This window comes from Serratia sp. SSNIH1 (assembly GCF_002935055.1).
GTDB classification, from domain to species: domain Bacteria; phylum Pseudomonadota; class Gammaproteobacteria; order Enterobacterales; family Enterobacteriaceae; genus Serratia; species Serratia nevei.
The window spans coordinates 975,400-1,001,531 of sequence record NZ_CP026383.1; the positions used below are offsets into that span (position 1 = coordinate 975,400).

Consider the following 26,132-nt stretch of genomic DNA (forward strand, 5'->3'; position numbering starts at 1 on the left):
GAAACAACGGCAGCTGGCCGCCGATAGGCAGTCGGTTTTGTCGATTGTGGCTAACAAAACAAACGTCGTTTTTCATGCTTTCTCCTGGCAAATTGTGGCGCATTATACTCGCGCTTTTCGCCACTGCAAGCGCTAAAACGCCGTTTTTTGCCGCCCCGCAATCGATTGGCCGGCGATGGCCGCCCGCCGGCTATTTGCTGACGCGATCGTAGTAGACCATGTCGGCGTTCAGCCCCTGCTGGTAGCCTTTGACGTTGTCGCGCAGCACCACTTCGGTTTTGGCCTGATCGATAAACACGTAAGGCGAACTGCGCTGCAGCTCCTGCTGCATGGCGGTGTACAGCGCGCGGCGCTTGGCCGGATCGGCTTCGGCCAGCGCCGCCAGCGTCTGCTGGTTCAACTGCGGGATCTGCCAGCCGTTCAGCCCGGCCACCGTGCTGCTTTTGCCGTCGTTGTAGGCGAAGGCGCTGGCGTTGGAGTGGGCGTCGAAGTAATCCGGGATCCACAGGCGGATCGCTGCCTGATGCTGCCTGGCGCGCACGCGGGAGTAAACCTGGCTGCCCGCGGCCGGCAGCAGCTCTACCTTCACGCCGGCGGCGGCGAAGCTGCCCTGCAGCGCCTGCGCGATGGTGATGAACGGCGGCTTGTTCTCCACGTCCAGCGTAAAGGCGGCGTGGGTGATGCCCGCCTTGGCCAGGATGGCTTTCGCCTTGGCCGGATCGTAGCTGAACGGGTTGGTCTCCAGCACGCCCGGCAGCCCGACCGGCAGGAAGCTCTGGTGCACGAAGTATTGGCCCTTCAGCAGATCCTTCGTGATGCCCTGATAATCCACCAGGTAGCGCGCCGCTTCCCAGAAGGCCGGGTTGTTCAGCAGCGGATTGGCGCCGTTGCCGGTGTTGAACACCAGGTAGTTTTGCTCGGCGGACGGGATCTCCAGCACCTTGACGCCCGGCTGGTTTTTCAGCGTGTCGGTCTGATCGGCGCCCAGTTCGCGGGCGATATCGGCGTCGCCCTGCTGGATCAGCAGGCGGCGGGTGGCCGGATCCGGCACGTTTTTAATAATGATGTTTTTCAACTGCGGCTTGTCGCCCGGCGTGGTGGGGTTGGCGTCCAGCACGATCGCCTGGTGCGGCTGATAGACGCGCATCTTGAACGGGCCGCTGCCGGCGGAGTGCATTTTCAGCCAGGCGTTGCCGAAGTCGCCGTCTTTAACGTTGGCCAGCGCCGCCTTGCTGTCGACGATCGAAGCGATCGGCGTCGAGAGGATATTCAGCGCCACCGCCGGGCTGACGTCTGCCGTCCAGCGCAGCTGCACGGTATGTTCGTCGATCTTCTTCAGCTGCGCGTCAATGTTGTCCGGCTGCCAGCCGAGCACGTTGAGGATGAACGCCGGTGATTTGTTCATTTTGATCGCGCGGCTGTAGGAAAAGATCACGTCGTCGGCGGTTAGCGGGTTGCCGGAGGCGAACGCCGCCTGCGGCCGCAGTTTCACCGTCAGCGTTTTGGCCGCCGCATCGCCCTGCCAGCTTTCCGCCAGCACCGGCGCCACCTTGGCCGGATCGTCGCGATCCGCCTGCACCAATCGCTGGTACAGGCTGGGCACCGTCTGGATGCTGGAGAGTTCGTTGGCTTCCGCCGGATCGAGGCTGACGATGTCATCCAGCGATTGCACCACCACCAGCGTATTCGGCGGCGTGGCGGCTAACGCGGCGGCGGGCAGGGCGGCGAGCAGGAACAGCGGCAAGAGTTTGGCTTTCATCGGTGTGTATCCCCTGAAGGCGCCGCCAGGCGGCGCTGAGAACGGTTTGTTATCGTTGGTTTTTACGGCGCGGGTGCCGTCGGCCTGTCACGGTAGAACCTTTGCCTGCGGCGGGCAAAGGCCAATCCGCTATTTGATATTCCAGGAATATATTAGCCGCCCTGGCCGGGGGCGCCAGGGCGGAGGGGAGGCGTGTCAGAGGGTTTCGCTCAGCGTGGCGACCAGCACCGCCTTGATGGTGTGCAGCCGGTTTTCCGCCTGATCGAACACCACGCTGTGCGCCGATTCGAACACTTCGTCGGTCACTTCCATGCCGCCGTGCAGATCGTACTGCTGCGCCATCTGCTTGCCGAGGGTGGTTTGGTCGTCGTGGAACGCCGGCAGGCAGTGCAGGAACTTCACGTTCGGGTTGCCGGTCAACTTCAGCATCGCCATGTTGACCTGATACGGCCGCAGCAGCGCGATACGCTCCTGCCAGGTCTCTTTCGGTTCACCCATCGACACCCAGACGTCGGTGTAGAGGAAGTCGGCGTCCTGCACCCCTTCTGCGATGTCTTCGGTCAGGGTGAGTTTCGCGCCGGTTTGCTGCGCCAGCGCCTGGCATTCGGCCACCAGCTCCGGCTGCGGCCAGCAGGCCTTCGGCGCCACCAGCCGCAGATCCATGCCCGCCAGCGCGGCGGCTTCCAGCAGCGTGTTGCCCATGTTGTTGCGCGCGTCGCCGACGTACGCCAGTTTCACTTCGCTCAGCGCCTTGCCCGGCAGATGCTCCTGTACGGTGAGCAGATCCGCCAGCAGTTGGGTGGGGTGGAACTCGTCGGTCAGGCCGTTCCACACCGGCACGCCGGCGTGTTCCGCCAGGGTTTCCACCAGCGCCTGGCCGTAGCCGCGATACTGAATACCGTCGTACAGGCGGCCCAGCACCCGAGCGGTGTCTTTCATCGACTCTTTATGGCCGATCTGGCTGCCGCTCGGGCCGAGGTAAGTCACCTGCGCGCCCTGATCGAATGCGGCAACTTCGAAAGAGCATCGCGTGCGGGTCGAGTCTTTTTCGAAGATGAGCGCAATGTTTTTGCCCTGCAGCCGGCGCTGTTCCTGCCCCTGCTTCTTGGCCTGCTTCAGATCGGCCGAAAGCCGCAGCAGTGCCTGCAGCTCGGCGGGGGTGAAATCCATTAACCTCAGAAAGTGACGTTGGTATAACGCATTGCCGGTGCTCATAGTCCGATTCCCTGATTGTTTAATTGAATTAAAATTCACTTTATATGTATGAATATTCAATTTCAACCCCGACGAGGAAATCTTTCACGTTTATCGTGGAAGCAATGTCGGCGGTGTGTGAAAATAGAAGGAATGAAGGCCATTTGACTTGAGGATATAGGCATGGCAAACCGCGAATTGCTGGAAGAACAACGTGAAGAGACCCGCCTGATCATCGAAGAACTGCTGGAAGACGGCAGCGATCCGGACGCGCTCTACACCATCGAGCACCATCTGTCCGCCGAGAAATTTGAGGTTCTGGAGCAGGCCGCCGTTGAAGCCTTCAAGCTGGGCTACGAAGTGACCGACGCCGAAGAGCTGGAAGTGGAAGACGGTTCGATGGTGATGTGCTGCGACGTGATCAGCGAAGTCGGCCTGAACGCCGAGCTGATCGACGCTCAGGTCGAGCAGCTGGTGGCGCTGGCGGAACGCTGCGGCGTCAATTACGACGGCTGGGGCACCTACTTCGAAGATCCGAACGGTGAAGACGGTGAGGATGACGAAGACGGCGACTACATCGACGAAGACGACGACGGTAAACGCCACTGATTAACCCCGCTTATTCACTTGGGCCGGCTCTCGCCGGCCCCTGATAAACGCCATGACATACCAATCCCTGTTAGCCCCGATTTTAAGCTTCCTGCACTGTGAAACTCCCGACGCCTGGATTGACGCCGCGCGCCGTCCGGAAAACCTGCAGCTGTTGCTGACCGACCACCTGGTGTGCGAGCTGAAGGCCGCGCAGACCGGCATGTGGTTGATCCGCCGCTACGTGGCGGACAAAGAGAGCGGCGACGCGCTGTTGGCGCTGCTGCGCCCTTACGAGGCGTTTCTGCACGAGGCGCAGGGCGCGCCGGACACGCTGTTCCGCCAGGGCCAGTTCACCCGCAAGATCCTGCCGAAAAACGGCTCGGCCTACGGCCAGGATCTGGCGGATCGCATGGTGCTGTTGATCAAGGAAGAGTTGCATCACTTCTCGCAGGTGCTGGAGATCATGCAGGCGCGCGGGATCCCGTATCGCAAGATCACCGCCAGCCGCTACGCCAAGGGCATGATCCGCGAGATCCGCACCCACGATCCGGCAACGCTGATCGACAAACTGATCTGCGGCGCTTACATCGAAGCGCGATCCTGCGAACGCTTCGCCAAGCTGGCGCCGCACCTTGACGACGAGCTGAACCGCTTTTACGTCTCGCTGCTGCGATCCGAAGCGCGCCATTATCAGGACTACCTGACGCTGGCGGAACAGATCGCCGGCGGCGACATCAGCGAACGGGTGGCGCATTTCGGCCGCCTCGAGGCTGAGCTGATCCTGTCGCCGGACAGCGAGCTGCGTTTCCACAGCGGCGTGCCCGCCGCCGCCTGAGGTTGAGGCGCACCCTTACTGCGGCGCGCCCAGCAACAGATCCACCGCCTTTTCCGCCAGCATGATGGTCGGCGCATTGGTATTGCCGCTGGTGAGCTGCGGCATCACCGAGCAGTCGATCACCCGCAGCCGTTCAAAACCGTGCACCCGCAGCTGCGGATCGGTCACCGCGTCCTGCGGCGACGGCCCCATGCGGCAGCTGCCCACCGGGTGATACACCGTCTTGCAGAAATTGCGCACGAAGGCTTCCAGCTGCGCCTCGTCGCGCGTCCACTCCGGCTGCGGCATCAGCAGATCTTTGATCAGCGGCTTCAGCGCCGCGGTTTGCAGGAAGCCCAGGCCGAACTTCACCGCGCGCACGCTGCCGGCCAGATCGTCCGGGTGGCCGAGGTAGTTGGCGTGCAGCTTGACCGGATCGCGCGGGTTGCAGCTGCGCAGCAGCACTTCGCCACGCGCCTTCGGCTGCAGGTAGCCGACCTTGAGCGTGAAGCCGTGAATGTTCGGCAGCGGCTCGCCGGGCACGTCGTCCCAGTTGTCCAGCATCGGCAGGAAGTGGATCTGTACGTCCGTACGGCCATCGCCCCGGCTGTCGGTGAAGGCGGCGCCTTCCAGCACGTTGGACGAGAGCACGCCGCTGCGAAACGCCAGCCACTGCGCGCCGTGGCTCAGCGCCTGCAGGCCGCGATCGGCGCCGAACAGGCTGATCGGTTCGCGGGTGCTGACGTTGATCGACATGTGCAGATGGTCGTGGAAGTTTTTGCCCACCGGCAGATCCGCCCGCACCTCGATGCCCAGCTGCTGCAGGTGGTCGCGCGGGCCGATGCCGGACAGCATCAGCAGCTTCGGCGAACCGACCGCGCCGGCGCTGACGATCACCTCTTTGGTGGCGCGCGCGGTCACTTCCGCACCGCCGTTCTGGCTGTAGACCACGCCGGTGGCAACGTTGCCCTCGAAGGTCAGCCGATGCGCCAGCGCGTTCAGTTTCACCACCAGCCGCCGTTCGTCGCGCACCGCCTTCAGGTAGGTGCGGGCGGTGCTGGCGCGTTCGCCGTTGTGGGTGGTGGTTTGGTAGAAACCGACGCCGTGCTGGCTGTCGCCGTTGAAGTCGTTGCGATAGGGCAGGTTCAGCTCCTGGCCGGCGCGGATAAACGCCATGCTGAGCGGGTGGCGGTAGCGGTTTTCGCTGACCGGCAGCAGCCCGTCGGCGCCGTGGTAGTCGTCCGACAGGCTTTCGTTGGCCTCGGCGCGTTTGAAATAGGGCAGCACCTCACGGTAGCTCCAGCCGGTGCAGCCGTAGCGTTCGGCCCAGTCGTCGTAGTCCTGCGGCTGGCCGCGCAGGTAGATCATACCGTTGACCGAGCTGCTGCCGCCCAGCACCTTGCCCTGTGCGATCTGCATGCGGCGGTTGTTGGCGTGCGGTTCCGGTTCCGTCTCGTAGGGCCAGCTCTTTTTGGCGATGATCTTGGCCACCCCGGCCGGCATTTTGATGAACAGGTTATTGTCGTCGCCGCCGGCTTCCAGCAGCAGCACCCGCGCCTGGGTGCGGCGGATCAGCTGCGCCGCCAGCACGCAGCCGGCGGAACCGGCGCCGACGATGATGTAATCAAAGGTATTTTCCGACATGACAGCTCTCCGTGCGCGATTGGGATACTGGCAGAGTAACGCGGGGGGAAAAGCGGTCAATTTGCGATCGTTAATTTATTAACGAACTTCACATTAAATTTACATGGTGGTTTTTAACGTCAGTTTATCTGCTTGAAAAGCGGCGTTATAGCGAGTTTTACTGATTGATTGCGATATTAATAAAATGGCGCAGCAAGCTGCGCCATGATAGAGAGACGGGGGCGATTACAGCGTTTTCAGCATGGTGACTTCGCAATCGACGTGGCCGGTAGCGCCCATCGCGTGGTCGATGTGCTCGAAGCCCAGGTGTTCGTACAGCGCAACGGCCTGCGTCAGGCTGGCGGTGGTCTCGAGGTAACAACAGCGGAAGCCGTGCTGGCGGGCGAAATCCAGCGCCTGCAGCGCCAGGCGTTTCGCCAATCCCTTGCCGCGCAACACCGGCAGGAAATACATCTTCTGCAATTCGCAAATATCGTCTGCGCCGCCCTGCAGCGGCGCGATGCCGCCGCCGCCGGCGACCTGGCCGTCCACCTCGATCACCCAGTAAGCGCTGCGCGGCAGGCTGTAGAGCTGATACAGGGCGTCCAGATTGGGATCGGAGACGGTATAGCCTTTATCCGCCGTCAGGCCGTGCTCGGCGGAGACTTCGCGAATGACGTGAGCAATGGCGGGATTGTCTTCCACCGTGATGGGGCGCACCAGCAGGCGCGCCGGGGTTGCTGTTGTCATGTTTACACTCGCCATTGAAAGAGACCACGTTCGTTTTTATCGCAGCACGAAACGCGCCGGGGGTTATTTCCCGGCGGCGTCCCTGCAGCAGTAATATCTTGTAATAACATCTAACCCGGCCCGGATGCAACGGCGATAAAAAAACAGCGGGGAAGACCCCGCTGTTTTTCAGGCGTTGGCGTGAGCCGGTGGATTACAGCGCGGCGATGGTCGCCTGCTGTTCCTGCAGCTTCACTTTGCCTTCTTTGCAGGCCGCCAGACGATCGCGCTCTTTGGCGACCACCGCTTCCGGCGCGCGCGCCACGAAGCCTTCGTTCGCCAGCTTGCCTTCGATCGAAGCGATTTCCGCATCCAGCTTGCCCATCTCTTTCGCCAGGCGCGCGATCTCGGCGTCCTTGTCGATGAAACCGGCCATCGGGATCAGCAGCTCGGCGCCGTCCACCAGCTTGGTGACGGAGACCGGGCCTTTATCACCGGCCGGCAGCAGCGCGATGGATTCCAGGCGTGCCAGACGGGCGATAAAGCTTTGGTTCTCCTGCACGCGGCGCTGGGCGTCGGCGCTGCAGTTGCGCAGCAGCACGTCGAGCGCTTTGCTTGGCGCGATGTTCATCTCGGCGCGGATGTTGCGCACGGCGATGATGGTTTGCTTGATCCACTCCAGATCGTTCAGCGCCTGCTCGTCTTCCAGCGCGGCGTCGTAGGCCGGGAACGGCTGCAGCATGATGGTGTCTGCGGTCGTGCCGGTCAGCGGCTTCACGCGCTGCCAGATGGTTTCGGTGATGAACGGAATGATCGGGTGCGCCAGGCGCAGCAGCGCTTCCAGCACGGTGATCAGCGTGTGGCGGGTGCCGCGCTGTTCCGCTTCGCTACCGTTGCTCACCACCGGCTTGGTCAGCTCCAGATACCAGTCGCAGAACTGGTTCCAGGTGAATTCGTACAAGATGTTGGCCGCCAGATCGAAGCGGTAGGTGTCCAGCGCTTCGCGGTAGGCTTTCACCGTGCGGTTGAATTCGGCCAGGATCCAGCGATCCGCCAGCGACAGCACCTTCTCGCCGCCGTTGAAGCCGCAGTCGTGCGCTTCGGTATTCATCAGCACGAAGCGGCTGGCGTTCCACAGCTTGTTACAGAAGTTGCGGTAGCCTTCCAGGCGCTTCATGTCCCAGTTGATGTCGCGGCCGGTCGAGGCCAGCGCCGCCAGGGTGAAGCGCAGGGCGTCGGTGCCGTGCGGCTCGATGCCGTTCGGGAACTGCTTCTCGGTGCGCTTGCGGATTTTCTCCGCCAGCTGCGGCTGCATCATGTTGCCGGTGCGTTTTTCCAGCAGATCTTCCAGCGAGATGCCGTCGACCATGTCCAGCGGATCGATCACGTTGCCTTTGGACTTGGACATCTTCTGGCCTTCGTCGTCGCGGATAAGACCGGTCATGTAGACGGTCTTGAACGGCACCTGCGGCTTGCCGTTTTCATCCTTGATGAAGTGCATGGTCAGCATGATCATGCGCGCGATCCAGAAGAAGATGATGTCGAAGCCGCTGACCATCACGCTGGTCGGGTGGAAGGTTTTCAGCGCCTCGGTCTGCTCCGGCCAGCCCAGGGTAGAGAAGGTCCACAGGCCGGACGAGAACCAGGTGTCCAGCACGTCTTCGTCCTGGGTCAGCACCACGTCGGCGCCCAGGTTGTTCTCGCTGCGCACTTCTTCTTCGCTGCGGCCCACGTAGACTTTGCCGTTCACGTCATACCAGGCCGGGATGCGGTGGCCCCACCACAGCTGACGCGAGATGCACCAGTCCTGAATGTCGCGCATCCAGCTGAAGTACATGTTTTCGTACTGCTTCGGCACGAACTCGATTTGGCCCTGTTCGACCGCTTCCACCGCCACTTTGGCCAGCGGCGCGGTGCGCACGTACCATTGGTCGGTCAGCATCGGCTCGATCACCACGCCGCCGCGGTCGCCGTAAGGCACCGTCAGGTCGTGCGGTTTGATCTCGTCCAGCAGGCCCAGATTATCGAAGGCGGCAACCACCGCTTTACGCGCCGCGAAGCGCTCCAGGCCACGGAACTCGGCCGGGATCTCGTTGCAGTAGTCGGTGCAGACTTCGCCCAGGGTGTTGAACACTTCCGCTTCCTGGCGGATGTCACCGTCGAAGGTCAGAATGTTGATCATCGGCAGGCCGTGGCGTTTGCCGACTTCGTAGTCGTTGAAATCGTGCGCCGGGGTGATCTTCACGCAGCCGGTGCCTTTTTCCATATCGGCGTGTTCGTCGCCGACGATGCGGATGCGGCGGCCGACCAGCGGCAGAATGATCTCTTTGCCGATCAGGTCTTTATAGCGCGGATCTTCCGGGTTGACCGCCACGCCGGTATCGCCCAGCACGGTTTCCGGACGGGTGGTGGCGACCACCAGGTAGTCTTTGCCCTCGGCGGTTTTCGCGCCGTCGGCCAGCGGGTAGCGCAGGTGCCACATGGAGCCTTTGGATTCGCGGTTTTCCACTTCCAGATCGGAGATGGCGGTGCGCAGCTTCGGATCCCAGTTCACCAGGCGCTTCCCGCGGTAGATCAGGTCTTCTTTGTGCAGACGGACAAACACTTCGCGCACCGCGTTCGACAGGCCTTCGTCCATGGTGAAGCGCTCGCGCTCCCAGTCCACGGAGTTGCCCAGACGGCGCATCTGGCGGGTGATGGTGCCGCCGGACTCCGCCTTCCACTGCCAGATTTTGTCGATGAACGCGTCACGGCCGTAGTCGTGGCGGGTTTTGCCTTCTTCCGCGGCGATCTTGCGCTCTACCACCATCTGGGTGGCGATGCCGGCGTGGTCGGTGCCCGCCTGCCACAGGGTGTTTTTACCCTGCATGCGCTGATAGCGAATCATGGTGTCCATGATGGTCTGCTGGAACGCGTGGCCCATGTGCAGGCTGCCGGTGACGTTCGGCGGCGGGATCATGATGCAGAAGCTTTCCTGGCTGGTGTCGCCGTTCGGCTTGAAGTAACCCTGATTCTCCCAGTGATCGTACAGCTTCTGTTCGATCTGTTTTGGGTCGTATGCGGTGTCGAGCTGACTGTTTGTCTTTTCCATTCTTTATCGTATTCAGTGAGTTGGCGGCGTAGCCGTGGTCAAATGGAAGCCGACGCTGCGATAGGCCTTGTAACGGTCGCGCGCCAACTGTTTCAGAGTGTCTTCGTAAGGAACGAAGTCTACCACTTCATGGAAAGCGGTAGCAAAATCGGCAAACTGCGGCAGCAGGGCGATCAGCAGGTCGCGCGGGGCATTGCCGCGCTTGCCGGGCCAGCACAGTTCCACCGGCGCGCCGTAGTGCGGCCCTTCGCCGGCCAGGTTGTGCGGCACGAATTCATGCGGCTCGCGCTGCCACAGCGCTTCGTCCAGCCGCTGGGCCTGCTCTTGGCTCTCGCAGGCGATCAGCACCCGCTTGCCGGCACGCCAGCGTTCGGCGGCAACGGCGCAGGCCACGGCCTCATGGGCGCTGAGCGCGCCTGACGGTTCCGCGTTGTCGAGCAAATAAAACGTCGCCTGTTTCATTAAGGATCCACCGCTGCCGATAAAAAAATGTAGGGGCACAGCATGCTGTGCCCCTTGGGATTATACCTGAATTACCGCTCAGATTTAATCGTCGCCGTTCAGGCCTGCACGGTTGAGCAAGAACTGCGACAGCAGCGCCACCGGGCGGCCGGTCGCGCCCTTGGCTTTACCGGAGCGCCAGGCGGTGCCGGCGATATCCAGGTGCGCCCAGGTGTACTTGCGGGTGAAGCGCGACAGGAAGCAGGCGGCGGTGATGGCGCCGCCAGGGCGGCCACCGATGTTCGCCATGTCGGCGAAGTTGGAGTCCAGCTGCTCGTAGTACTCGTCGGCCATCGGCAGGCGCCAGGCGCGGTCGCCGGCCTGCTCGGAAGCGCCCAGCAGCTCGTGTGCCAGCGGATTGTGGTTCGACATCAGGCCGGTGATGTGATGGCCCAAGGCGATCACGCAGGCGCCGGTCAGGGTGGCGATGTCGATCACCAGCTCCGGCTCGAAGCGCTCGACGTAGGTCAGAGTATCGCACAGCACCAGACGGCCTTCGGCGTCGGTGTTGAGCACCTCGACGGTCTGGCCGGACATGGTGGTCAGCACGTCGCCCGGACGGTAAGCACGGCCGCCCGGCATGTTTTCACAGCCGGCCAGCACGCCGATCACGTTCAGCGGCAGGTTCAGCTCCGCCACCACGCGCATCACGCCGTACACGGTCGCCGCGCCGCACATGTCGTATTTCATCTCGTCCATGCCGTCGGCCGGTTTGATCGAGATGCCGCCGGAGTCGAAGGTCAGCCCTTTACCGACCAGCACGATCGGCTTAGCGTCCGGATTTGGGTTGCCCTTATATTCCATCACCGACATCAATGATTCGTTCTGCGAACCGGCGCCGACCGCCAGATAGGCGTTCATGCCCAGCTCTTTCATCTGCTGTTCGCCGATGACGCGGGTGGTGATGTGGGTGCTGAAGGCGTCCGCCAGCTGACGGGCCTGCGAGGCCAGGTAGCCGGCGTTACAGATGTTCGGCGGCATGTTGCCGAGATCTTTGGCTGCCTTGATGCCGGAAGCCACCGCCAGGCCGTGCTGGATGGCGCGCTCGCCGCTGGTGAGCTCACGGCGGGTCGGCACGTTGAACACCATTTTGCGCAGCGGACGGCGCGGCTCCACCTTGTTGCTTTTCAGCTGATCGAAGGTGTAGAGCGTCTCTTTGGCGGTTTCTACCGCCTGACGCACTTTCCAGTAGGTATTGCGGCCTTTCACGTGCAGTTCGGTCAGGAAGCAGACCGCTTCCATCGAGCCGGTGTCGTTGAGGGTATTGATGGTTTTCTGGATCACCTGCTTGTATTGGCGCTCATCGAGCTCGCGCTCTTTGCCGCAGCCGATCAGCAGGATGCGCTCGGAGAGAATGTTGGGCACATGGTGCAGTAGCAGCGTCTGCCCGACCTTGCCTTCCAGTTCGCCACGGCGCAGCAATGCGCTGATATAACCATCACTGATTTTGTCGAGTTGTTCTGCGATAGGGGACAGGCGGCGCGGTTCGAAAACGCCGACTACAATACAGGCACTGCGCTGTTTTTCCGGGCTACCGCTTTTTACACTGAACTCCATGCACTCTCCTGAATCTTAAAGACAAAGGCGGACGCTACGGCTAGAATAACCGACTCCGTAACGATCTCCTGCCATTTGAGTTAACGGATTATGTTAACCTGAACGGCATAAATTGCTCTGTTTTGGCGACTATAAGCAAGTTCCTATAGGACACCCAAACGGCTTGATGTTGTAATACTATTTTAGCTGTGAAGGTTGCCATATGATGAGAATAAATGGCGGATTAACGATGAAATTATCGATTTTCCTGCAAAAAGACAAGTTTTCACAGGCGTAATAAGCGTGATCATCATAAGATATCTGGTACGGGAAACGCTCAAGAGCCAAATCGCCATCCTGTTCATCCTGCTTCTGATCTTCTTTTGTCAGAACCTGGTCAGGGTGTTGGGCGACGCGGTGGACGGCAATATCCCGACAAACTTAGTACTCTCCCTGCTCGCGTTGGGCGTGCCGAAAATGGCGCAGCTCATCCTGCCTTTGAGCCTGTTTCTCGGCTTGCTGATGACGCTTGGGCGGTTGTATACCGAGAGCGAAATCACCGTTATGCACGCCTGTGGGCTGGGCAAACGCACCCTGATTATCGCCGCCATGATCCTGGCGCTGTTCACCTCTGCGGTCGCGGCGGTGAACGTGTTTTGGGCCGGCCCCTGGGCCTCGCGCTCTCAGGACGTGGTGGTGAACGAAGCCAAGGCCAACCCGAGCATCGCCGGGCTGGCGGAAGGGCAGTTCAAACCCTCGCAGGACGGCAACGCGGTGCTGTTTATCGGCAACGTGAAGGGCAGTACCTTCAACGATGTGTTCCTGGCGCAGCTGCGGCCGAACGGCAACCAACGCCCGTCGGTGGTGGTGGCCGAGCACGGCAACATCGTGCAGCAGAAAGACGGTTCGCAGGTGGTGACGCTCGACAAGGGCACCCGCTTTGAAGGCACCGCGCTGCTGCGCGACTTCCGCATTACTGACTTCACCGACTACAAGGCGGTGATTGGCCACCGCACCGTGGCGGCGGACAACACCGAATCCGAACAGATGTCGATGCAGACGCTGTGGGAATCCGACGATCCGGACGCGCGCGCCGAGCTGCACTGGCGCCTGACGCTGGTGGTGTCGGTGGCGCTGATGGCGCTGCTGGTGGTGCCGCTCAGCGTGGTGAACCCGCGCCAGGGCCGCGTGCTGAGCATGCTGCCGGCCATCCTGCTGTATCTGATCTTCTTCCTGCTGCAGACCTCGCTGCGCTCCAACGCCGGCAAGGGCAAGCTGGATCCGATGCTGTGGCTGTGGCTGGTTAACGGCGTTTACTTTGCGATCGCGCTGGCGCTGAACCTGTGGGATACCGTGCCGATGCGCAAGCTGCGCGCACGCCTGAGAGGAGCGGCCTGATGTTTGGCGTATTAGACCGGTATATCGGTAAAACGATTTTCAACACCATCATCATGACGCTGTTCATGCTGGTGTCGCTGTCCGGCATCATCAAGTTCGTCGATCAGCTGCGCAAGGTCGGCCAGGGCGAGTACACCGCGCTGAGTGCCGGCATGTACACCCTGCTGAGCGTGCCGAAAGACATCGAGATCTTCTTCCCGATGGCGGCGCTGCTTGGCGCGCTGCTCGGCCTGGGCCAACTGGCGACGCGCAGTGAACTGGTGGTGATGCAGGCTTCCGGCTTCACCCGCCTGCAGATCGCCGGCTCGGTGATGAAAACCGCCATTCCGCTGGTGCTGCTGACCATGGCGATCGGCGAGTGGGTGGCGCCGCAGGGCGAGCAGATGGCGCGCAACTACCGCGCCCAGCAGATGTACGGCGGCTCGCTGCTCTCCACCAAGAGCGGGCTGTGGGCGAAGGACGGCAACGACTTCATCTACATCGAACGCGTCTCCGGTGATAAAGAACTCTCCGGCGTGAACATCTACCACTTCAACGACCAGCGTCGCCTCGAGACGGTGCGCTATGCCGCCACCGCCAGCTTCGAGAACGGCCTGTGGCAGCTTTCGCAGGTGGACACCTCGGATCTGACCAACCCGAAACAGGTGACCGGTACCCAGACGCTGACCGGCGAATGGAAAACCAACCTGACCCCGGATAAGCTGGGCGTAGTGGCGCTGGATCCGGATTCGCTCTCCATCAGCGGGCTGCACAACTACGTGAAGTACCTGAAGCAGAGCGGCCAGGAATCCAACCGTTACCAGCTCAACATGTGGAGCAAAATCTTCTCGCCGCTGTCGGTGGCGGTGATGATGCTGATGGCGCTGTCGTTCATTTTCGGCCCGCTGCGCAGCGTGCCGATGGGCATCCGCGTGGTGACCGGCATCAGCTTCGGCTTCCTGTTCTACGTGCTGGATCAGATCTTCGGCCCGCTGAGCATGGTCTACAGCATGCCGCCGGTGCTGGGTGCGCTGCTGCCGAGCATGCTGTTCCTGCTGATCAGCGTGTATATGCTGCTCAAACGCAAGTAGCAGGGCGATCGGTAGTGAAGAAAGGCGTGGCCGCGGGGCCGCGCCTTTTTTGTTGGGGGATCAGCCGACGCTCAGCAGCGCGATGCCGGCATCCTGATAGGCCTGCGCGTCTTCCGGCAGGCGATCCAGCACGAGAGTGTCGATCTGGGCAGGGGAGGCGAACTGCGCCAGCGAGGTGTTGCTCAGCTTGGAGTGATCGCACACCACGATCACCTGATTGGCATGTTCCACCATCGCGCGCTTGGTTTCGGCCAGCATGATGTCGGCCACGCAGGCGCCCTGTTTCAGCGACAATGCGTTGGTACCCATAAACGCCTTGTCGATGTTCAGCGTATCCAGCAGCGAACGGCCGCTGATGGCGACCGCGCAGTGATAACCCTTTTTGACGATGCCGCCCAGCAGGATGATCTGGATCGATTCGACGTCTTCCAGACTCTTGGCGATCATGAAATCGTTGGTGACCACGGTCAGGTTGCGGCGCTGGCGCAGATGGCGGGCGATCTGCAGGGTGGTGGTGCCGGTGTCCAATACGATGATGTCGCCGTCTTCCACCAGGCCGGCGGCCAATTGACCGATTTGCTCCTTGGCGCTGAGGTTCACCTCTTCACGCTGATCGGAACCGACCTCGAAGCTGGCGCGGGTGCGCAGAATGGCGCCGCCGTGGGTGCGTGTCAGCATACCGGCGTCTTCCAGAATGCGCAGATCGGTGCGGATGGTGGCGCCGGAGACGTTAAAGCGCGAGCTCATTTCCCCCACGGAGAGCTTGCGCTTCTCCTTGAGAATGGCGAGGAGTTTTTCCTGGCGCTCTTCTGCGAACATGCTCACTCATTCACTCCTGACAGGCACAATGGACGTGCGGCTAATATACCCCGCGTATCGGCGGCAGGCAAAGCGCTTGCCGGCTGCCGCTGGCAATATTCCACCGGGCGTTATCCGTGCAAGGTGCGAAGGTTACGGCGCGTCGATCCTTTTTGGTATAGTCAGTTCAGCGGTAGGTTGGGAAGAGGGAGCTGACAGCCAATGGAAGATGAATATAATCTCAGCAACATTATCGGCAAGCGCCTGGAAGCGGCGTTGGGGGAGTTAGGCGATCTCCTGTGGGCGTATGTAGTGTTATCCAAAAAAGACATTGCCTGCATCTTTGGGGTTACCAACTACCCGAGTGAATGGGTAAAAAAGTATCAAGAGCAGGGGTTGCAGTATATTGATCCGGTGGTGCTTACCGCCCGCAACCGCCTGACCCCTTTCGCCTGGGACGAGCAAATCATGGCTGACGCGGGGCTGCACTTTCCCGAGTTGTTCGAACAGGCCCGCGAGTTTGGCGTAACGCACGGCTATACCTTTGTGCTGCATGATTACAACGACAATCTCGTCACGCTTTCCTTTGCCTTCAACGTTGAGCAGAGAGCGGAAGCCATCCAGGCACTCACCGATCGTAAAGGTGATATTTCGGTATTGCTGGCCTCAATCCATGAGTCGTACCTGGCGCTGTCCCCACTGTCAGAAAAAAACGCCGCATCCCTGGAGCGTAACGCCCGCTTTACCGACAGAGAAAACGAAATCCTCTATTGGGCCAGCGTGGGTAAAACCTACCAGGAAACGGCGATGATCCTGGGCATAAAGACCGGCACCATCAAGTTTCATATGTCCAACATAGTCAAAAAGTTGGGGGTAACGAATGCCCGACATGCCGTGCGCCTGGGGATGGAGCTGCGGCTGATTAAACCGGTTGAGTGATGCGCAAGCAGGCTCGCGGCTGGCGTTTCGGTGGGAGGCTGCGCCGGCGACCAGGCAGAGCCAAATCAGCCGAGATAAGCCTAAAGGTAGAAAATACTGGATAGGAAATAGATTCTTTCGATTCAGGGAATGACAGGCGGCAGCCGGTATTGATTTGGTACCGTGGTGATTCTAGAGAAGGAAGTAATAGAGTACCGGTCCCGATCTCTACGATGTGAAATAATAACCAGACTGAACTGATAAAGGTCTAGTGAGGGACTGTACTTTAGTCTAACTGGTTTCCCACCCGTCAAGGCGATACACTTCCCCGGTAATGTTTTGATAAAAAATACAAAAAAAAACCTGACCGCGTAGGGCCAGGTTGCCAATATTGGCCAACACCAGGGAAAATTTTCTTGCACTATCTTAAAGCTATTAACTCCGCATAGGCAAGCGATCTCAGCTGGTTTTTAGGTATTAACTAGCCATTTTGTTAGGTATGTACGCTATTTTCTGGTGATTTAAGATAAAGCTCATCTAATAGAATTACTCTTTCGCCTTTGCGAACGCTATTACGATTTTTTATTTCCTGCCTGATATTCATCAATGAAAAAATAGTGTTCTCGGAATGTTAAGCAAACTCACTCTTTATTGGCTGACACATGGATATGCAATTATTTGCAGTGTTGCCATTGCGGTTGGGGATTATTTGGCGCTGTCTGGTAGGGGGATTAAGGAAATGTAGGCGATGGCCGATAAGGTGCATGGCTATGGCGGTAAAGGCTCGCGAGCTGACAAAAAAGCGAATGAGGCCCGATGGCTTATAACCGCCATCGGGCCTTGTGCTATGTGGGAAGAAACATTACAGCGGTTGGCTGAACTCCACCCGCTCACCGTCCGGCCCGGCGATCATCAGATAACGCACGCCGTTGGCACCGCTGGGCTGCAGCGTCGGCCCTTCAATCACCGGATACCCCAGCTCCGCCAGCCAACGCTGCGTGGCTGCCAGATCAGTGACCCGCAAAGCGATATGGTCGATACCATAGGCGCTGGCGGGGCGAGTCAGCCCTTCGTCAGGTAGCTGGTATAACTCCAGCGTTAGCTCACCCAACTGCAAAAACTGTACGGCGACGGGGCCGCCGAGCGCCAGCGTTTGTCGGGGTTCGAAACCGAGTGAACGATAGAAGCCGGCGGCTCGTTCGATATCGGCGCAGCGCAGACCGACGTGCATCAACCCGTTAATCCGGTGTGCCATATCAAATCCCCTTGCGCGCGCAGTAGAAGCCATAGAAGGCGACGTAGGCGAAGCAGACCAGCGGTACTGCGAAGGCGATCTGCATATCGCCGCCGTTGAGATCGGAGATGATGCCCATGATTAACGGCACCACCGCGCCGCCGATGATCGACATCACCACGATCGAACCGGCCACCTGAGTTTCTTCGCCCAGCCCTTTGATCGTCAGGCCAAAGTTGGTTGGCCAGCACAGCGCCATGCAGAAGTTGACGCCCATGATCGCCACCACCGCCAGCAGGCTTTGGATGTTGACGGCCAGCAGCAACAGCAGCACGCATACCGAACAGAACACGCCGAGCAACCGCGCCGGGCTGAACTTTTTCATCAGCGCGGTGGTGACTACCTTGCCGGCCGAGTAACAGACCAGCGTGGCCAGCAGCCAGTAGGTGGCCGAATGCTCGGTTGCCCCCTGTTCAATCATCTGTACAAAACGAATGGTGAAACTCCACAGCCCTACCTGCGCGCCGACATACAGGAACTGCGACAGCACCCCCAATCGGAAGCGCGGCAGCGCCAGCAGGATCTTCAGCGACTGCATCAGCGGCTTGCCCGCTCCCTGGTGCGAGCGTTGGGTTTTGCAGGCGGGGAATTTCACCGCCACGAAGATCAGCGCCAACACGATCAGCACGCTGCCGATGATCAGATAAGGTGTGACCACCTGCGACACCATCTGGGTGCGTGCCGCTTCGGCCGCCGCCGGTGGCATCTGCAGCAGCTCGGCGTGGCTGGGATCGTTTTTGCCGAACACCAGCTGCTGGCCGATCAGTACGCCAAAAATGATCCCCAGCGAGTTGAAGATCTGCGAAAAGTTGATGCGCTGGGTGGAGGTTTCCAGCGGCCCCAGCAGGCTGGAGTAGGTATTGGCTGAGGTTTCCAGGAACGACAGCCCGGTAGCGATCACCCCCAGGCAGGCCAGGAAGGCGCCATAGGTCATGATCTGCGCCGCAGGAATAAACAGGAAACAGCCGAGTGCGTACAGGCACAGGCCGATCACGATCGCCACCTTGTACGAGTAGCGTTTGATCACCGCTGCGGCGGGCAGCGCCATTACGAAGTAACCGAGGAAGAAGATCGACTGCACCAGCGCGGTCTGGGTATCCGACAGATCGAAGCCTTTTTTGAACTGGGCGATCAGAATATCGTTCAGGTTGCCGGCCATGCCCCACAGGGCGAACAGGCAGCAGACCAGCATCAGCTGCAGCCAAGGCGTGGCGGGCAGATAGGCGCTGCGGTCGATACTTTCGGCCGCGGCGTGCTGCGCGATGTCGCCCTTGTTAATCAGAGAGTCGCTCATTGCGGTGTTCCTTCATCCGGAGAAAAAGAGAACGAGCTAATAACGTCAAGCTGTTCGTAGAGGGGTTGCGCCTGGCGGTAGAGCTGTTCGAACAGCTCGAAGCAGCGCAGGTAGTGTTCGTGCTGGCGTGGATCGGGGGTAAATTCGCGCTCGATGCTGACGGTGCGGCTCACCCCCTGGGCGAAACTGCTGAACAGCCCGACGCCGACCCCGGCGACGATCGCGCAGCCGGTGGTGCCGTTCTCCTGATTGCGTGTCTGCAGCAGCGGCAGGTTATAGACCGAGGCTTTGATCTGCAGCCACAGCGGGCTGCGTGCGCCGCCGCCGGAGGCGATCATTGCCTCCGGCTCCTGTGCGTGGCGCCTGAGCTGCTGCAGATTACGCAGGGAGGCCAGCGCTACGCCTTCCAGCACCGCGCGGTAGAGATGCGGCTGCCTATGCTTGCGCTGCAGGCCGAAGAACTGCGCGCGCGAGTTGGTGTGTTCCGCCAGCCGCTCGCCGGTCAGGTAGGGCAGGAACAGCAGCCCCTCGGCACCCGGCGGCACCTCGGCCGCCATATCGAGCATCTGCTGATGGCTGAGTTGGCCGGCGCTCAGCGCCGAACGCGCCCAGCGCATGGCGTCGCCACCGGCGTCGAGCAGGGTAAAACCGCCCCAGGCCGAGTTGGCCAGGTGCAGGTTGTTGACGCCGGCGGAGAGCAGCGGGTGTTCCGAGACCACGGTGAGCAGCGTGGAGGTGCCGGTGCTGTCGGAGGCGATGCCGGCCTGATAGACGCCGGAGCCGAGCAGGGTAGCGGCCATATCCGCCGTGCCCGCTACCACCGGCACCCCCGGCGGCAGACCGGTCACGCGTGCCGCTGCGGGCGTAATGTGGCCAATCACCTCGCTGGAAAGATGGATGGCGGGCAGCTGATCGGCGCGCAGCCCGAACTGCCGCAGCGCCTCTGGCGACCACTGCAGCGTGGCGCTGTCCATCAGGTAATAACAGGAGGCTTCGCTGTAATCGGTGGCGCGTACGCCGCAGAGCCGGAAATTGACGTAATCCTTCGGCATCAACACCGTGGCGATGCGTTCCCACTGCGATAGGTGATGCTCGCGCAGCCAGGCCAACTTGAACGCCGGCCAGGCGGCGGTGGGGGGATTGTTCAACAGTTCAAGCCAGGGCTGCGGCGGCTGTTGGTGGCTAAAGCGCGCCACCTGCGGCTGCGCGCGTTTGTCGTTCCACAGCATGGCGCGATCGACGACCAGCTCGCCGTCGGCATCGAGCAAAACCGTGCCGTGCATCTGCCCGCAGGCACCGACGGCGGCGATACGCGGCCAGTATTCGGCGTAGCGCGCGTGCAGCTCCTGCGTACATTGGCAAACGCACTGCCACCACAGCGAAGGCGATTGTTCAGACCAACCGGCCTGCGGCGTGATCTGTTCGTACTCGCGCTGCGCGAAGCCAAGGATTTTCCCGGTGTTGGCGACCAGCCCGGCGCGGGTGCTGCCGGTGCCGATATCAAGGGTAAGAAGTAAATCTTTCATTGTTATCACTCCCGTGGCGGATGGCGCGGGCCACCCGCAGAAGCGTGCGCAGGGATCGCGCAGGATTTAGTTATCGTTCAGTTCCGGGAACAGGCCTGGATCCTGTTCGAGCTGCTCCAGCACGCGCTGGGTGGCCGCCGCGCTCATGCCAAAGCGGCGTACGCCCAGCCGATACAACGCGCGCACCGTGTCCAGATCGCGAATGCCGCCGGCCCCTTTGATCTGGATGCGGCCACGCAACTGATCGGCGATGATCGCCACTTTCTCCACCGTGGCGCCGGTCGGCGCCCAGCCGGTGGAGGTTTTCACCCAGGCCATGCCGACCTCGACGGCGATATCGCACACCCGACGGATCTGCTGCTCGTTCAGATAGTGCGTCTCCAGAATGACTTTGGCCGGTACCGGCGCGGCGGCCTCGACTACCCGGCGCAGATCTTCGCGCACATAGTCGTAATCCCCCGACAGCACCTTGCCGATGTTCACCACCATATCGACCTCGCGCGCGCCCTCGGCGATCAGCTGGCGTACCTCCTGCACCTTGAGGTCGGTAGTCTGCCCACCGCCGGGAAAGCCGACCGGCCCGCCAATCATCACGTCCGCCTGACCGCCCTCCGGCAGCAAAGTGCTGAGGAAACGCGTCCAGCACGGCAGCACGTGCACCGAGATGATGCGATAGCGGCTGGCCAGCGCGGCGCAGTGGCGCACGTCTTGCTCGGTATTGGTGGCCTGCACCGCGCTCAGATCGATCAACCTGGCCATGCGTCTGGTTGTTTCATTCATTGCGTTTATCCTTCTTTTGTTTTCATTTGATTTTATTTATTCACCTTATTCTCTTTCATATGGCTTTAAAATCAGCATTTGGTGAAATTGTGATCGGATCTGCGGTTTTGTGGTGAGGGGCGTGAAAGGGAGAAGAAAAAAAAGGGCGCGATCTAACAGATCGCGCCCTGGGGTTGACGTTGGGGGGGAAGCGTTACAGCAGCCAGTCCAGCAACACCACGCCGCACAGGCTGATGGCCCAGGCGATAGTGGTGGGCACCGACCACACCATCATCTGCTGGCGCACGTCCTTGATGCCCATCATGCGGTTGACCACCCAGAACATGCTGTCGTTGAAGTAGCTGAAGAACAGCGCGCCCAGGGTGGCCGCCTGCGCCGCCGCCAGCATATTGACGCCGGGCAGCAGGCTGACGATCGGCGCCGAGATCGAGGCGGCGGTGATCATCGCCACCGTACCGGATCCCTGTATCACCCGCACCAGCGTGGCGATGACGAACGGGATCAGCACCGGCGAGATCGGCAGCCCGGCAACCTGCTCCGCCAGCTGCGTGCCGGCGCCGCTCTCGCGCAATACCGCCCCCAGCGCGCCGCCGGCGCCGGTGACCAGCAGGATGATGCCGGCGGTCTGCAGGCCTTCTTCCAGGCGCTCCAGCGTGTCGTGTTTATTGGCGTGCGGCATCAGGGTGTACACCGCCAACAGTACGCTGATCGCCAGCGCGATCATCGGCGAGCCGAGAAACGCGAAGCTTTGGCCCCACAGGCTTTCCGCCAGCCAGCCCATGCCCTCGCGCTTGGCCAGCATATTGTTGACCGCATTGACGAAGATCAGCCCGATCGGCGTCAGGATCGGCAGCAGCGACAGCATCAGGCTCGGCAGCGCCTTGCCCTCTTTCTCCGCCAGATACTGCTGATGCGCGGCGCGCAGATCCTGCGGCGCTTCCTCTTCCTGCGGCATAAAGTCCGGGTAGCGCGCGCCCAGCCAGCGCGCATACAGCACGATGCCGATCACGCAGGGAATGGCCAGCACCAGCCCGGCCAGCATCATGGCGCCGATATCCACGCCGAAGATGCCCGCTACGCCCAGCGGCCCCGGCGTCGGCGGCACCGCGTGGTGGGTGAGGATCAGCCCGCCGGCCAGCGCGACGCCGAGCGTCAGCAGGTTGCGCTTGCCCTTTTTCGCCAGCGCCTTGACCAGCGGATAAAGGATGACGAACGCCGAATCGACGAAAATCGGGATGCTGACGATATAGCCGGTGATGGCCAGCGCCCACTCCTCGCGCCTTTTGCCCAGCCACTTGATAAAGCTGTAGGCGATCTGCTCGGCGGCGCCGGAGACCTCCAGCACCCGGCCCATCATCACCCCCAGCCCGATGACGATGCCGATGCTGCCGAGCGTGGAGCCGAAGCCCTTGGTGATGGCGTCGACGGTTTGCGTGGCGCCCATGCCGCCGGTAATGCCGGCGATGGAGGCGGCGATAAGCATGGCGATCAGCGCATGCACGCGGGTGCGCAGCACGAGGAAGATCAGTGCGAACACCGCCACCGCCAGCCCGATGATTGGGGTATACATCGCCATGATCAGCCCCCGCCTTGCGGCATGTCGTCGCGGATAAAGGCGCGGATCGCCTGCTCGAAGCTTTCATCGGCGATAAAGCCCAGCTGCTGTGCCCGCCGGGTGTCGAACTCGCCCGGCCAGCCGGCGACGATGCGGTTGATGGCGGCGTCCGGCTCGAATCGCACCCGTGCGGCGACGGCGTCACCGGCCACCGTGCGCAGCGCTTCGAGCATCTCCCGCACGCGCACGCTGATGCCGGGCAGGTTGAGCGTGCGCAGCGCGCCGAACGCCGAAGCGGGCAGCGTGGCGGCGTGGATGAAGTTGCTCACCACCGCAGCCGGGCTGGAGAGCCACAGCGCCAGCTCGGCGTCTACCGGGCACACCGCCGGCTCACCGTGCAGCGGCTCGCGGATGATGCCGCTGGCGAACGACGATGCCGCCTTGTTCGGCTTGCCCGGCCGCACGCTGATGGTGGGCAGGCGCAGCACGCGGCCATCGACGAAGCCTTTGCGCGCATAGTCGTTGATCAGTAGCTCGCACATCGCCTTCTGCGCGCCGTAGGAGGATTGCGGGGTGACCGCACTCCGATCGTCGATCACCGGCGGCAACTCGCCGCCGAACACCGCCAGCGAACTGGTGAAGATGAACTTCATGCCCGGCGCCCGGTGGCGCGCCGCTTCCAGCAATTGGCGGGTGGCGTCGAAATTGACCTGCATGCCGAGATCGAAATCGCTCTCCGCATGGCTGCTGACGATGGCTGCCAGGTGGAACAGCACGCCGCAGTCGGCATCGATCAGCCGCTCCGCCGCGCCGGGCTGCGACAGATCGAGCGCCAGACACTGCAGGCGCGTATCCGGCAGCGGGGCGGGCGGCGGGGTGATGTCCGCCAGGATCAGCGTGTCGAAGGCCAGCGGGCAACTGCCGTGCAGCAGCGCTTTCGCCAGCCGCTGGCCGAGAAAACCGGCGCCGCCGGTGATGACGATGTTCATATGGTGCTCCTTTCCCTAGCGTTGTTGTTATCAGAGTTGGACGTTGTGCAGTTGCAGACCGCGCTCGCGCAGCAGCTGCTGCGCCTCCGGCGGCAGCGCGGCGTCGCAGATGATGTCGCTCAGCGCCTCCAGCGGACAGACGCGGAACATGCCGTATTTGCCGTACTTGCTGCTGTCGGAGACCAGCACCCGGCGGCGGGCGACCTCCAGCAGCGCCTGCTTGACCAGCACCTTCTCCTCGTGCGGCGTGGAGAGGCCGTGCTCCAGATCCCAGGAGCTGGTGCTGATGAAGGCCACGTCGATATTCAGGCTGCGCAACAGCATGGCGGCGCTGTTGCCGACGCAGGAGTAGTTGCGCTGATCCACTTGGCCGCCGGTGTGGAACAGGCTGAGCTGCGGGCGATTCATCAGGTGCTGGATGATGGAGAAATCGTTGGTGACTACCGTCAGATTGAAACGCTCCGCCAGGCTGCGGGCGATCTCGAAGGTGGTGGTGCCGGCGTCCAGATAGACCACCTGACCGTCTTCCACCAAGCCGGCGGCGTATTTGCCGATCTCGCGCTTGTGGCGATGGTGCAGCTGCGCCTTCTCGCAATAGGCCAGCTCCTGGCGCAGCGCCTCGCTCAGGCGCACGCCGCCGCTGACGCTGACCACCTTGCCTTGCTCTTCCAGCACGCGGATATCGCGCCGCACCGTCATGTGGGAGACGCTCATCAGCTCCGACAGCGCGCTGATGCTCGCCAGCTGGTATTCATGCACATAGCGATAGATGTAATCGCGGCGTTCGGACGGGATCATGTTCGCTCCTGTGGCCCCGGCGGCGGCAGGGGCGCCGCGAAGCTGTTATTTTTTGTTATGGAGGAACATCTTCAACCATCGCGATTAACAAGTAAGCGACAGTTATCACAAATGCCAGCGTGGGGGTTGGGGTGGTTTCGTTATTTAACTTTATGATTAATTGTTTGTTATTGGGTTTTATCGGCGTTTTGTCGTGCAACACTATCTTGTGATAATTAATGTGATGCGCCACAAGGCTTGTGAAGCAGGCGGGGCGGGAAAGCGGCGAGGAAGGGCAGGCAAACGTGCGCTGCGGCGCTTTTTTCAACACTTAACTCATTGAACAACGGATAAGTGTTGCACGCGGATCGCTGAAAGGTATAATGCACCCGTTTTCCGCATACTACTTCAGTGCCGAAGTGGCGAAATCGGTAGACGCAGTTGATTCAAAATCAACCGTAGAGATACGTGCCGGTTCGAGTCCGGCCTTCGGCACCATTAAGTACCGCGCGAACAAGAAGCCACCGAAAGGTGGTTTTTTTGTGCCTGTAATCTGCCTGCCGCAATTACCTACCCACTTTACTCTGTATTGACGTATTTCCCATTTCAGTAAAAACCGGATCTTCCTGATGCTTTCCTAAGGCCTATCTGATTGACCTTAAAGACTAAAATGGCGTTTCATTGAACCCTTTCGGATCAAGGAATTCCAGGATGGAGCCGCAACAGGAAGGGATCACGCGCGCGTTAACGCCGGGCGAAATCAATCTGGCGCGTTCAGTGTTTGGCAGCACCATTTTCTATCAGAGCGTGTTGGTTCACTGCGACAGCTACCTGCCGTTTGGATTGCAGAATCAGTACACGGCGATGAGCCCGAATGGGGAGTTGTACTTTCGTAGGTCACTTTATGAAAGAGATTATGCGAGCCAAGATCCTGAAGCTCAGCATCTTTTCATTCATGAGATGGCACACGTTTGGCAGCACCAGAAGGGCATGTGGGTACGCACCCGTGGGCTTCTCAGTTGGGCGGTGAGCTATCAATATCGGCTCGATCGGTTGTTGTTGCGTGAGTATAGTATGGAGCAGCAAGCATCTATAATTGCAGACTATTTCTATCTCAAGAAGTTTGGCGTTAACGATTTTATCGGTTTATACGGTAGGAATTACTCAGGGATAGTAGACAGAAGTACATTGTCAAAATTTCAACCCATAATCAGAAGCGCAGGGCTGCCACTATGAAAAAATTCCTCTTACTCTTTATTCCTCTTTTTATCTCTGGTTGCCCTATGGGGGATAAAGTCAATTTACGCCCGGCAAAAGCAACGACTGTAGGTAGCAAGATCTGCGTTTTTGTCGATAAGAATGACATGGAAAGAGTAGAGTCCATTCTCAGGGTAGCTATATGGAAGTATGGCAATGACAATTATGTCTATGAAAAGTCATATGCAAACACGCCTGTCGCATTGGAACCGGGGAAGTGCGTGCCCGGCATCGGTGAGTATGATTTTATCCCTGGTGAAGGATACAGTGTTATTGTTAGTACGCCTTTGCATCCTTATGAGACCGGGTTTATCGTGTGGAAACGGGGTGAAGAGGTTATGTTGGAGCCGTATTAGGTTTTAATGTGAACATGCGAGTTAGCCGCTCAGGAATTTTGGTTGCACTGGAGAACGGACTGGCGATTTCATAAAGTGGCTTACTTTTTCAATAACTGCTGCATTGACCCGCGCTGATGAGCACCAGAGAAGATCGCCAATGCCCGGAGTAAGTTTTGCCAGCGCTACTGCATAGTAAGCACTCCGTTCCGCAGCTAGCTTGCCCTCCAAATTAACAGCATATAAGCTGTATTGATGACAAAACACCCTATGAGCTGTATTTTGCATTTACAGCCTATAAGG

Annotated in this window: 24 protein-coding genes and 1 tRNA gene; 8 read left to right on the top strand and 17 right to left on the bottom strand. The window is 60.5% G+C overall.

The features are described 5' to 3' along the window. Positions 1–190: 190 nt before the first annotated feature. Both C3F38_RS04640 and argF read right to left on the bottom strand, forming a co-directional pair. Positions 191–1,759: an ABC transporter substrate-binding protein gene (locus C3F38_RS04640; RefSeq protein ID WP_055317385.1), complete on the bottom strand. Its 1,569-nt coding sequence runs from the start codon at positions 1,757–1,759 to the stop codon at positions 191–193. Positions 1,760–1,954: 195 nt separating this feature from the next. Next, positions 1,955–2,974 (bottom strand): ornithine carbamoyltransferase, encoded by a 1,020-nt coding sequence (gene argF / locus C3F38_RS04645; RefSeq protein ID WP_038879014.1) that lies wholly within the window; start codon positions 2,972–2,974, stop codon positions 1,955–1,957. A 162-nt stretch (positions 2,975–3,136) separates the two neighbouring features. Between argF and rraB the strand changes: the two genes are divergently transcribed. Together rraB and miaE are read left to right on the top strand one after the other, a co-directional pair. Beyond that, a complete protein-coding gene (gene rraB / locus C3F38_RS04650) occupies positions 3,137–3,562 on the top strand; it encodes a ribonuclease E inhibitor RraB (protein ID WP_025305115.1) in 426 nt (141 codons plus the stop codon). Between the two features lie 52 nt (positions 3,563–3,614). After that, a complete protein-coding gene (gene miaE, locus C3F38_RS04655) occupies positions 3,615–4,379 on the top strand; it encodes a tRNA isopentenyl-2-thiomethyl-A-37 hydroxylase MiaE (protein ID WP_015376459.1) in 765 nt (254 codons plus the stop codon). A 15-nt stretch (positions 4,380–4,394) separates the two neighbouring features. On the opposite strand, the gene C3F38_RS04660 is transcribed toward miaE, so the two are convergent. The 5 genes from C3F38_RS04660 to pepA form a co-directional block, all read right to left on the bottom strand. Then, positions 4,395–6,002: a GMC family oxidoreductase gene (locus C3F38_RS04660; RefSeq protein ID WP_048232534.1), complete on the bottom strand. Its 1,608-nt coding sequence runs from the start codon at positions 6,000–6,002 to the stop codon at positions 4,395–4,397. A gap of 225 nt (positions 6,003–6,227) precedes the next feature. Continuing rightward, positions 6,228–6,731, bottom strand: a complete 504-nt coding sequence (locus C3F38_RS04665; RefSeq protein WP_055317386.1) for a GNAT family N-acetyltransferase — start codon at positions 6,729–6,731, stop codon at positions 6,228–6,230. Between the two features lie 193 nt (positions 6,732–6,924). Next, complete coding sequence (locus C3F38_RS04670; protein WP_055315506.1) at positions 6,925–9,801, bottom strand: valine--tRNA ligase; 2,877 nt, start codon at positions 9,799–9,801, stop codon at positions 6,925–6,927. A 12-nt stretch (positions 9,802–9,813) separates the two neighbouring features. Further along, on the bottom strand, positions 9,814–10,263 hold the full coding sequence (locus C3F38_RS04675) for a DNA polymerase III subunit chi (RefSeq protein WP_019453292.1): 450 nt from the start codon (positions 10,261–10,263) through the stop codon (positions 9,814–9,816). A gap of 84 nt (positions 10,264–10,347) precedes the next feature. Further along, positions 10,348–11,859: a leucyl aminopeptidase gene (gene pepA / locus C3F38_RS04680; RefSeq protein WP_033636874.1), complete on the bottom strand. Its 1,512-nt coding sequence runs from the start codon at positions 11,857–11,859 to the stop codon at positions 10,348–10,350. Between the two features lie 282 nt (positions 11,860–12,141). Here pepA and lptF point away from each other — a divergent pair, with 282 nt between their 5' ends. Next, positions 12,142–13,236, top strand: a complete 1,095-nt coding sequence (gene lptF, locus C3F38_RS04685; protein WP_055317387.1) for an LPS export ABC transporter permease LptF — start codon at positions 12,142–12,144, stop codon at positions 13,234–13,236. Further along, positions 13,236–14,306, top strand: a complete 1,071-nt coding sequence (lptG, locus tag C3F38_RS04690) for an LPS export ABC transporter permease LptG (RefSeq protein ID WP_019453290.1) — start codon at positions 13,236–13,238, stop codon at positions 14,304–14,306. The genes lptF and lptG overlap by 1 nt, the downstream gene beginning before the upstream one ends. A gap of 60 nt (positions 14,307–14,366) precedes the next feature. Here lptG and C3F38_RS04695 read toward each other — a convergent pair whose 3' ends face one another. Then, a complete protein-coding gene (locus tag C3F38_RS04695) occupies positions 14,367–15,125 on the bottom strand; it encodes a DeoR/GlpR family DNA-binding transcription regulator (protein WP_047729191.1) in 759 nt (252 codons plus the stop codon). A 201-nt stretch (positions 15,126–15,326) separates the two neighbouring features. On the opposite strand from C3F38_RS04695, the gene C3F38_RS04700 reads away from it, so the two are divergent. Further along, entirely contained in the window at positions 15,327–16,043 is a 717-nt protein-coding gene (locus tag C3F38_RS04700; protein WP_047729189.1) for a LuxR family transcriptional regulator, read from the top strand. Positions 16,044–16,884: 841 nt separating this feature from the next. On the opposite strand, the gene C3F38_RS04705 is transcribed toward C3F38_RS04700, so the two are convergent. From C3F38_RS04705 to C3F38_RS26105, 8 genes are all read right to left on the bottom strand, one after another. Beyond that, positions 16,885–17,277: a VOC family protein gene (locus tag C3F38_RS04705; RefSeq protein ID WP_055317388.1), complete on the bottom strand. Its 393-nt coding sequence runs from the start codon at positions 17,275–17,277 to the stop codon at positions 16,885–16,887. Position 17,278: 1 nt separating this feature from the next. Then, positions 17,279–18,610, bottom strand: a complete 1,332-nt coding sequence (gene fucP, locus C3F38_RS04710; protein WP_049271155.1) for an L-fucose:H+ symporter permease — start codon at positions 18,608–18,610, stop codon at positions 17,279–17,281. Further along, positions 18,607–20,136, bottom strand: a complete 1,530-nt coding sequence (locus tag C3F38_RS04715; protein ID WP_055317389.1) for an FGGY-family carbohydrate kinase — start codon at positions 20,134–20,136, stop codon at positions 18,607–18,609. The genes fucP and C3F38_RS04715 overlap by 4 nt, the downstream gene beginning before the upstream one ends. Before the next feature lie 66 nt (positions 20,137–20,202). Then, the gene (gene deoC, locus C3F38_RS04720; RefSeq protein WP_260453045.1) at positions 20,203–20,916 is read right to left on the bottom strand and encodes a deoxyribose-phosphate aldolase; all 714 of its coding nucleotides are present in this window, start codon (positions 20,914–20,916) and stop codon (positions 20,203–20,205) included. A 193-nt stretch (positions 20,917–21,109) separates the two neighbouring features. Then, positions 21,110–22,495: a GntP family permease gene (locus tag C3F38_RS04725; RefSeq protein ID WP_074027173.1), complete on the bottom strand. Its 1,386-nt coding sequence runs from the start codon at positions 22,493–22,495 to the stop codon at positions 21,110–21,112. Next, on the bottom strand, positions 22,495–23,460 hold the full coding sequence (denD, locus tag C3F38_RS04730) for a D-erythronate dehydrogenase (RefSeq protein ID WP_055317390.1): 966 nt from the start codon (positions 23,458–23,460) through the stop codon (positions 22,495–22,497). Before denD ends, C3F38_RS04725 begins: the two co-directional genes overlap by 1 nt. 30 nt (positions 23,461–23,490) lie before the next feature. Continuing rightward, a complete protein-coding gene (locus C3F38_RS04735) occupies positions 23,491–24,258 on the bottom strand; it encodes a DeoR/GlpR family DNA-binding transcription regulator (protein ID WP_033636886.1) in 768 nt (255 codons plus the stop codon). Positions 24,259–24,313: 55 nt separating this feature from the next. Beyond that, a complete protein-coding gene (locus C3F38_RS26105) occupies positions 24,314–24,568 on the bottom strand; it encodes a hypothetical protein (protein ID WP_139108047.1) in 255 nt (84 codons plus the stop codon). Positions 24,569–24,650: 82 nt separating this feature from the next. On the opposite strand from C3F38_RS26105, the gene C3F38_RS04740 reads away from it, so the two are divergent. The 3 genes from C3F38_RS04740 (at position 24,651) to C3F38_RS04750 (ending at position 25,850) form a co-directional block, all read left to right on the top strand. Continuing rightward, a tRNA-Leu gene (locus tag C3F38_RS04740) sits at positions 24,651–24,735 on the top strand. A gap of 213 nt (positions 24,736–24,948) precedes the next feature. Then, the gene (locus C3F38_RS04745; protein ID WP_055317391.1) at positions 24,949–25,473 is read left to right on the top strand and encodes a hypothetical protein; all 525 of its coding nucleotides are present in this window, start codon (positions 24,949–24,951) and stop codon (positions 25,471–25,473) included. Continuing rightward, the gene (locus C3F38_RS04750) at positions 25,470–25,850 is read left to right on the top strand and encodes a putative T6SS immunity periplasmic lipoprotein (RefSeq protein ID WP_055317392.1); all 381 of its coding nucleotides are present in this window, start codon (positions 25,470–25,472) and stop codon (positions 25,848–25,850) included. Before C3F38_RS04745 ends, C3F38_RS04750 begins: the two co-directional genes overlap by 4 nt. Before the next feature lie 21 nt (positions 25,851–25,871). On the opposite strand, the gene C3F38_RS26110 is transcribed toward C3F38_RS04750, so the two are convergent. Beyond that, on the bottom strand, positions 25,872–26,117 hold the full coding sequence (locus tag C3F38_RS26110) for a hypothetical protein (RefSeq protein ID WP_139108046.1): 246 nt from the start codon (positions 26,115–26,117) through the stop codon (positions 25,872–25,874). Positions 26,118–26,132 lie beyond the last annotated feature (15 nt).

Coding starts and splice junctions, on each gene's coding strand:
- C3F38_RS04640 (WP_055317385.1), bottom strand. CDS start 1,759: ATGAAAGCCAAACTCTTGCCGCTGTTCCTGCTCGCCGCCCTGCCCGCC.
- argF (WP_038879014.1), bottom strand. CDS start 2,974: ATGAGCACCGGCAATGCGTTATACCAACGTCACTTTCTGAGGTTAATG.
- rraB (WP_025305115.1), top strand. CDS start 3,137: ATGGCAAACCGCGAATTGCTGGAAGAACAACGTGAAGAGACCCGCCTG.
- miaE (WP_015376459.1), top strand. CDS start 3,615: ATGACATACCAATCCCTGTTAGCCCCGATTTTAAGCTTCCTGCACTGT.
- C3F38_RS04660 (WP_048232534.1), bottom strand. CDS start 6,002: ATGTCGGAAAATACCTTTGATTACATCATCGTCGGCGCCGGTTCCGCC.
- C3F38_RS04665 (WP_055317386.1), bottom strand. CDS start 6,731: ATGACAACAGCAACCCCGGCGCGCCTGCTGGTGCGCCCCATCACGGTG.
- C3F38_RS04670 (WP_055315506.1), bottom strand. CDS start 9,801: ATGGAAAAGACAAACAGTCAGCTCGACACCGCATACGACCCAAAACAG.
- C3F38_RS04675 (WP_019453292.1), bottom strand. CDS start 10,263: ATGAAACAGGCGACGTTTTATTTGCTCGACAACGCGGAACCGTCAGGC.
- pepA (WP_033636874.1), bottom strand. CDS start 11,859: ATGGAGTTCAGTGTAAAAAGCGGTAGCCCGGAAAAACAGCGCAGTGCC.
- lptG (WP_019453290.1), top strand. CDS start 13,236: ATGTTTGGCGTATTAGACCGGTATATCGGTAAAACGATTTTCAACACC.
- C3F38_RS04695 (WP_047729191.1), bottom strand. CDS start 15,125: ATGTTCGCAGAAGAGCGCCAGGAAAAACTCCTCGCCATTCTCAAGGAG.
- C3F38_RS04700 (WP_047729189.1), top strand. CDS start 15,327: ATGGAAGATGAATATAATCTCAGCAACATTATCGGCAAGCGCCTGGAA.
- C3F38_RS04705 (WP_055317388.1), bottom strand. CDS start 17,277: ATGGCACACCGGATTAACGGGTTGATGCACGTCGGTCTGCGCTGCGCC.
- fucP (WP_049271155.1), bottom strand. CDS start 18,610: ATGAGCGACTCTCTGATTAACAAGGGCGACATCGCGCAGCACGCCGCG.
- C3F38_RS04715 (WP_055317389.1), bottom strand. CDS start 20,136: ATGAAAGATTTACTTCTTACCCTTGATATCGGCACCGGCAGCACCCGC.
- deoC (WP_260453045.1), bottom strand. CDS start 20,916: ATGAATGAAACAACCAGACGCATGGCCAGGTTGATCGATCTGAGCGCG.
- denD (WP_055317390.1), bottom strand. CDS start 23,460: ATGAACATCGTCATCACCGGCGGCGCCGGTTTTCTCGGCCAGCGGCTG.
- C3F38_RS04735 (WP_033636886.1), bottom strand. CDS start 24,258: ATGATCCCGTCCGAACGCCGCGATTACATCTATCGCTATGTGCATGAA.
- C3F38_RS04745 (WP_055317391.1), top strand. CDS start 24,949: ATGGAGCCGCAACAGGAAGGGATCACGCGCGCGTTAACGCCGGGCGAA.
- C3F38_RS04750 (WP_055317392.1), top strand. CDS start 25,470: ATGAAAAAATTCCTCTTACTCTTTATTCCTCTTTTTATCTCTGGTTGC.
- C3F38_RS26110 (WP_139108046.1), bottom strand. CDS start 26,117: ATGCAAAATACAGCTCATAGGGTGTTTTGTCATCAATACAGCTTATAT.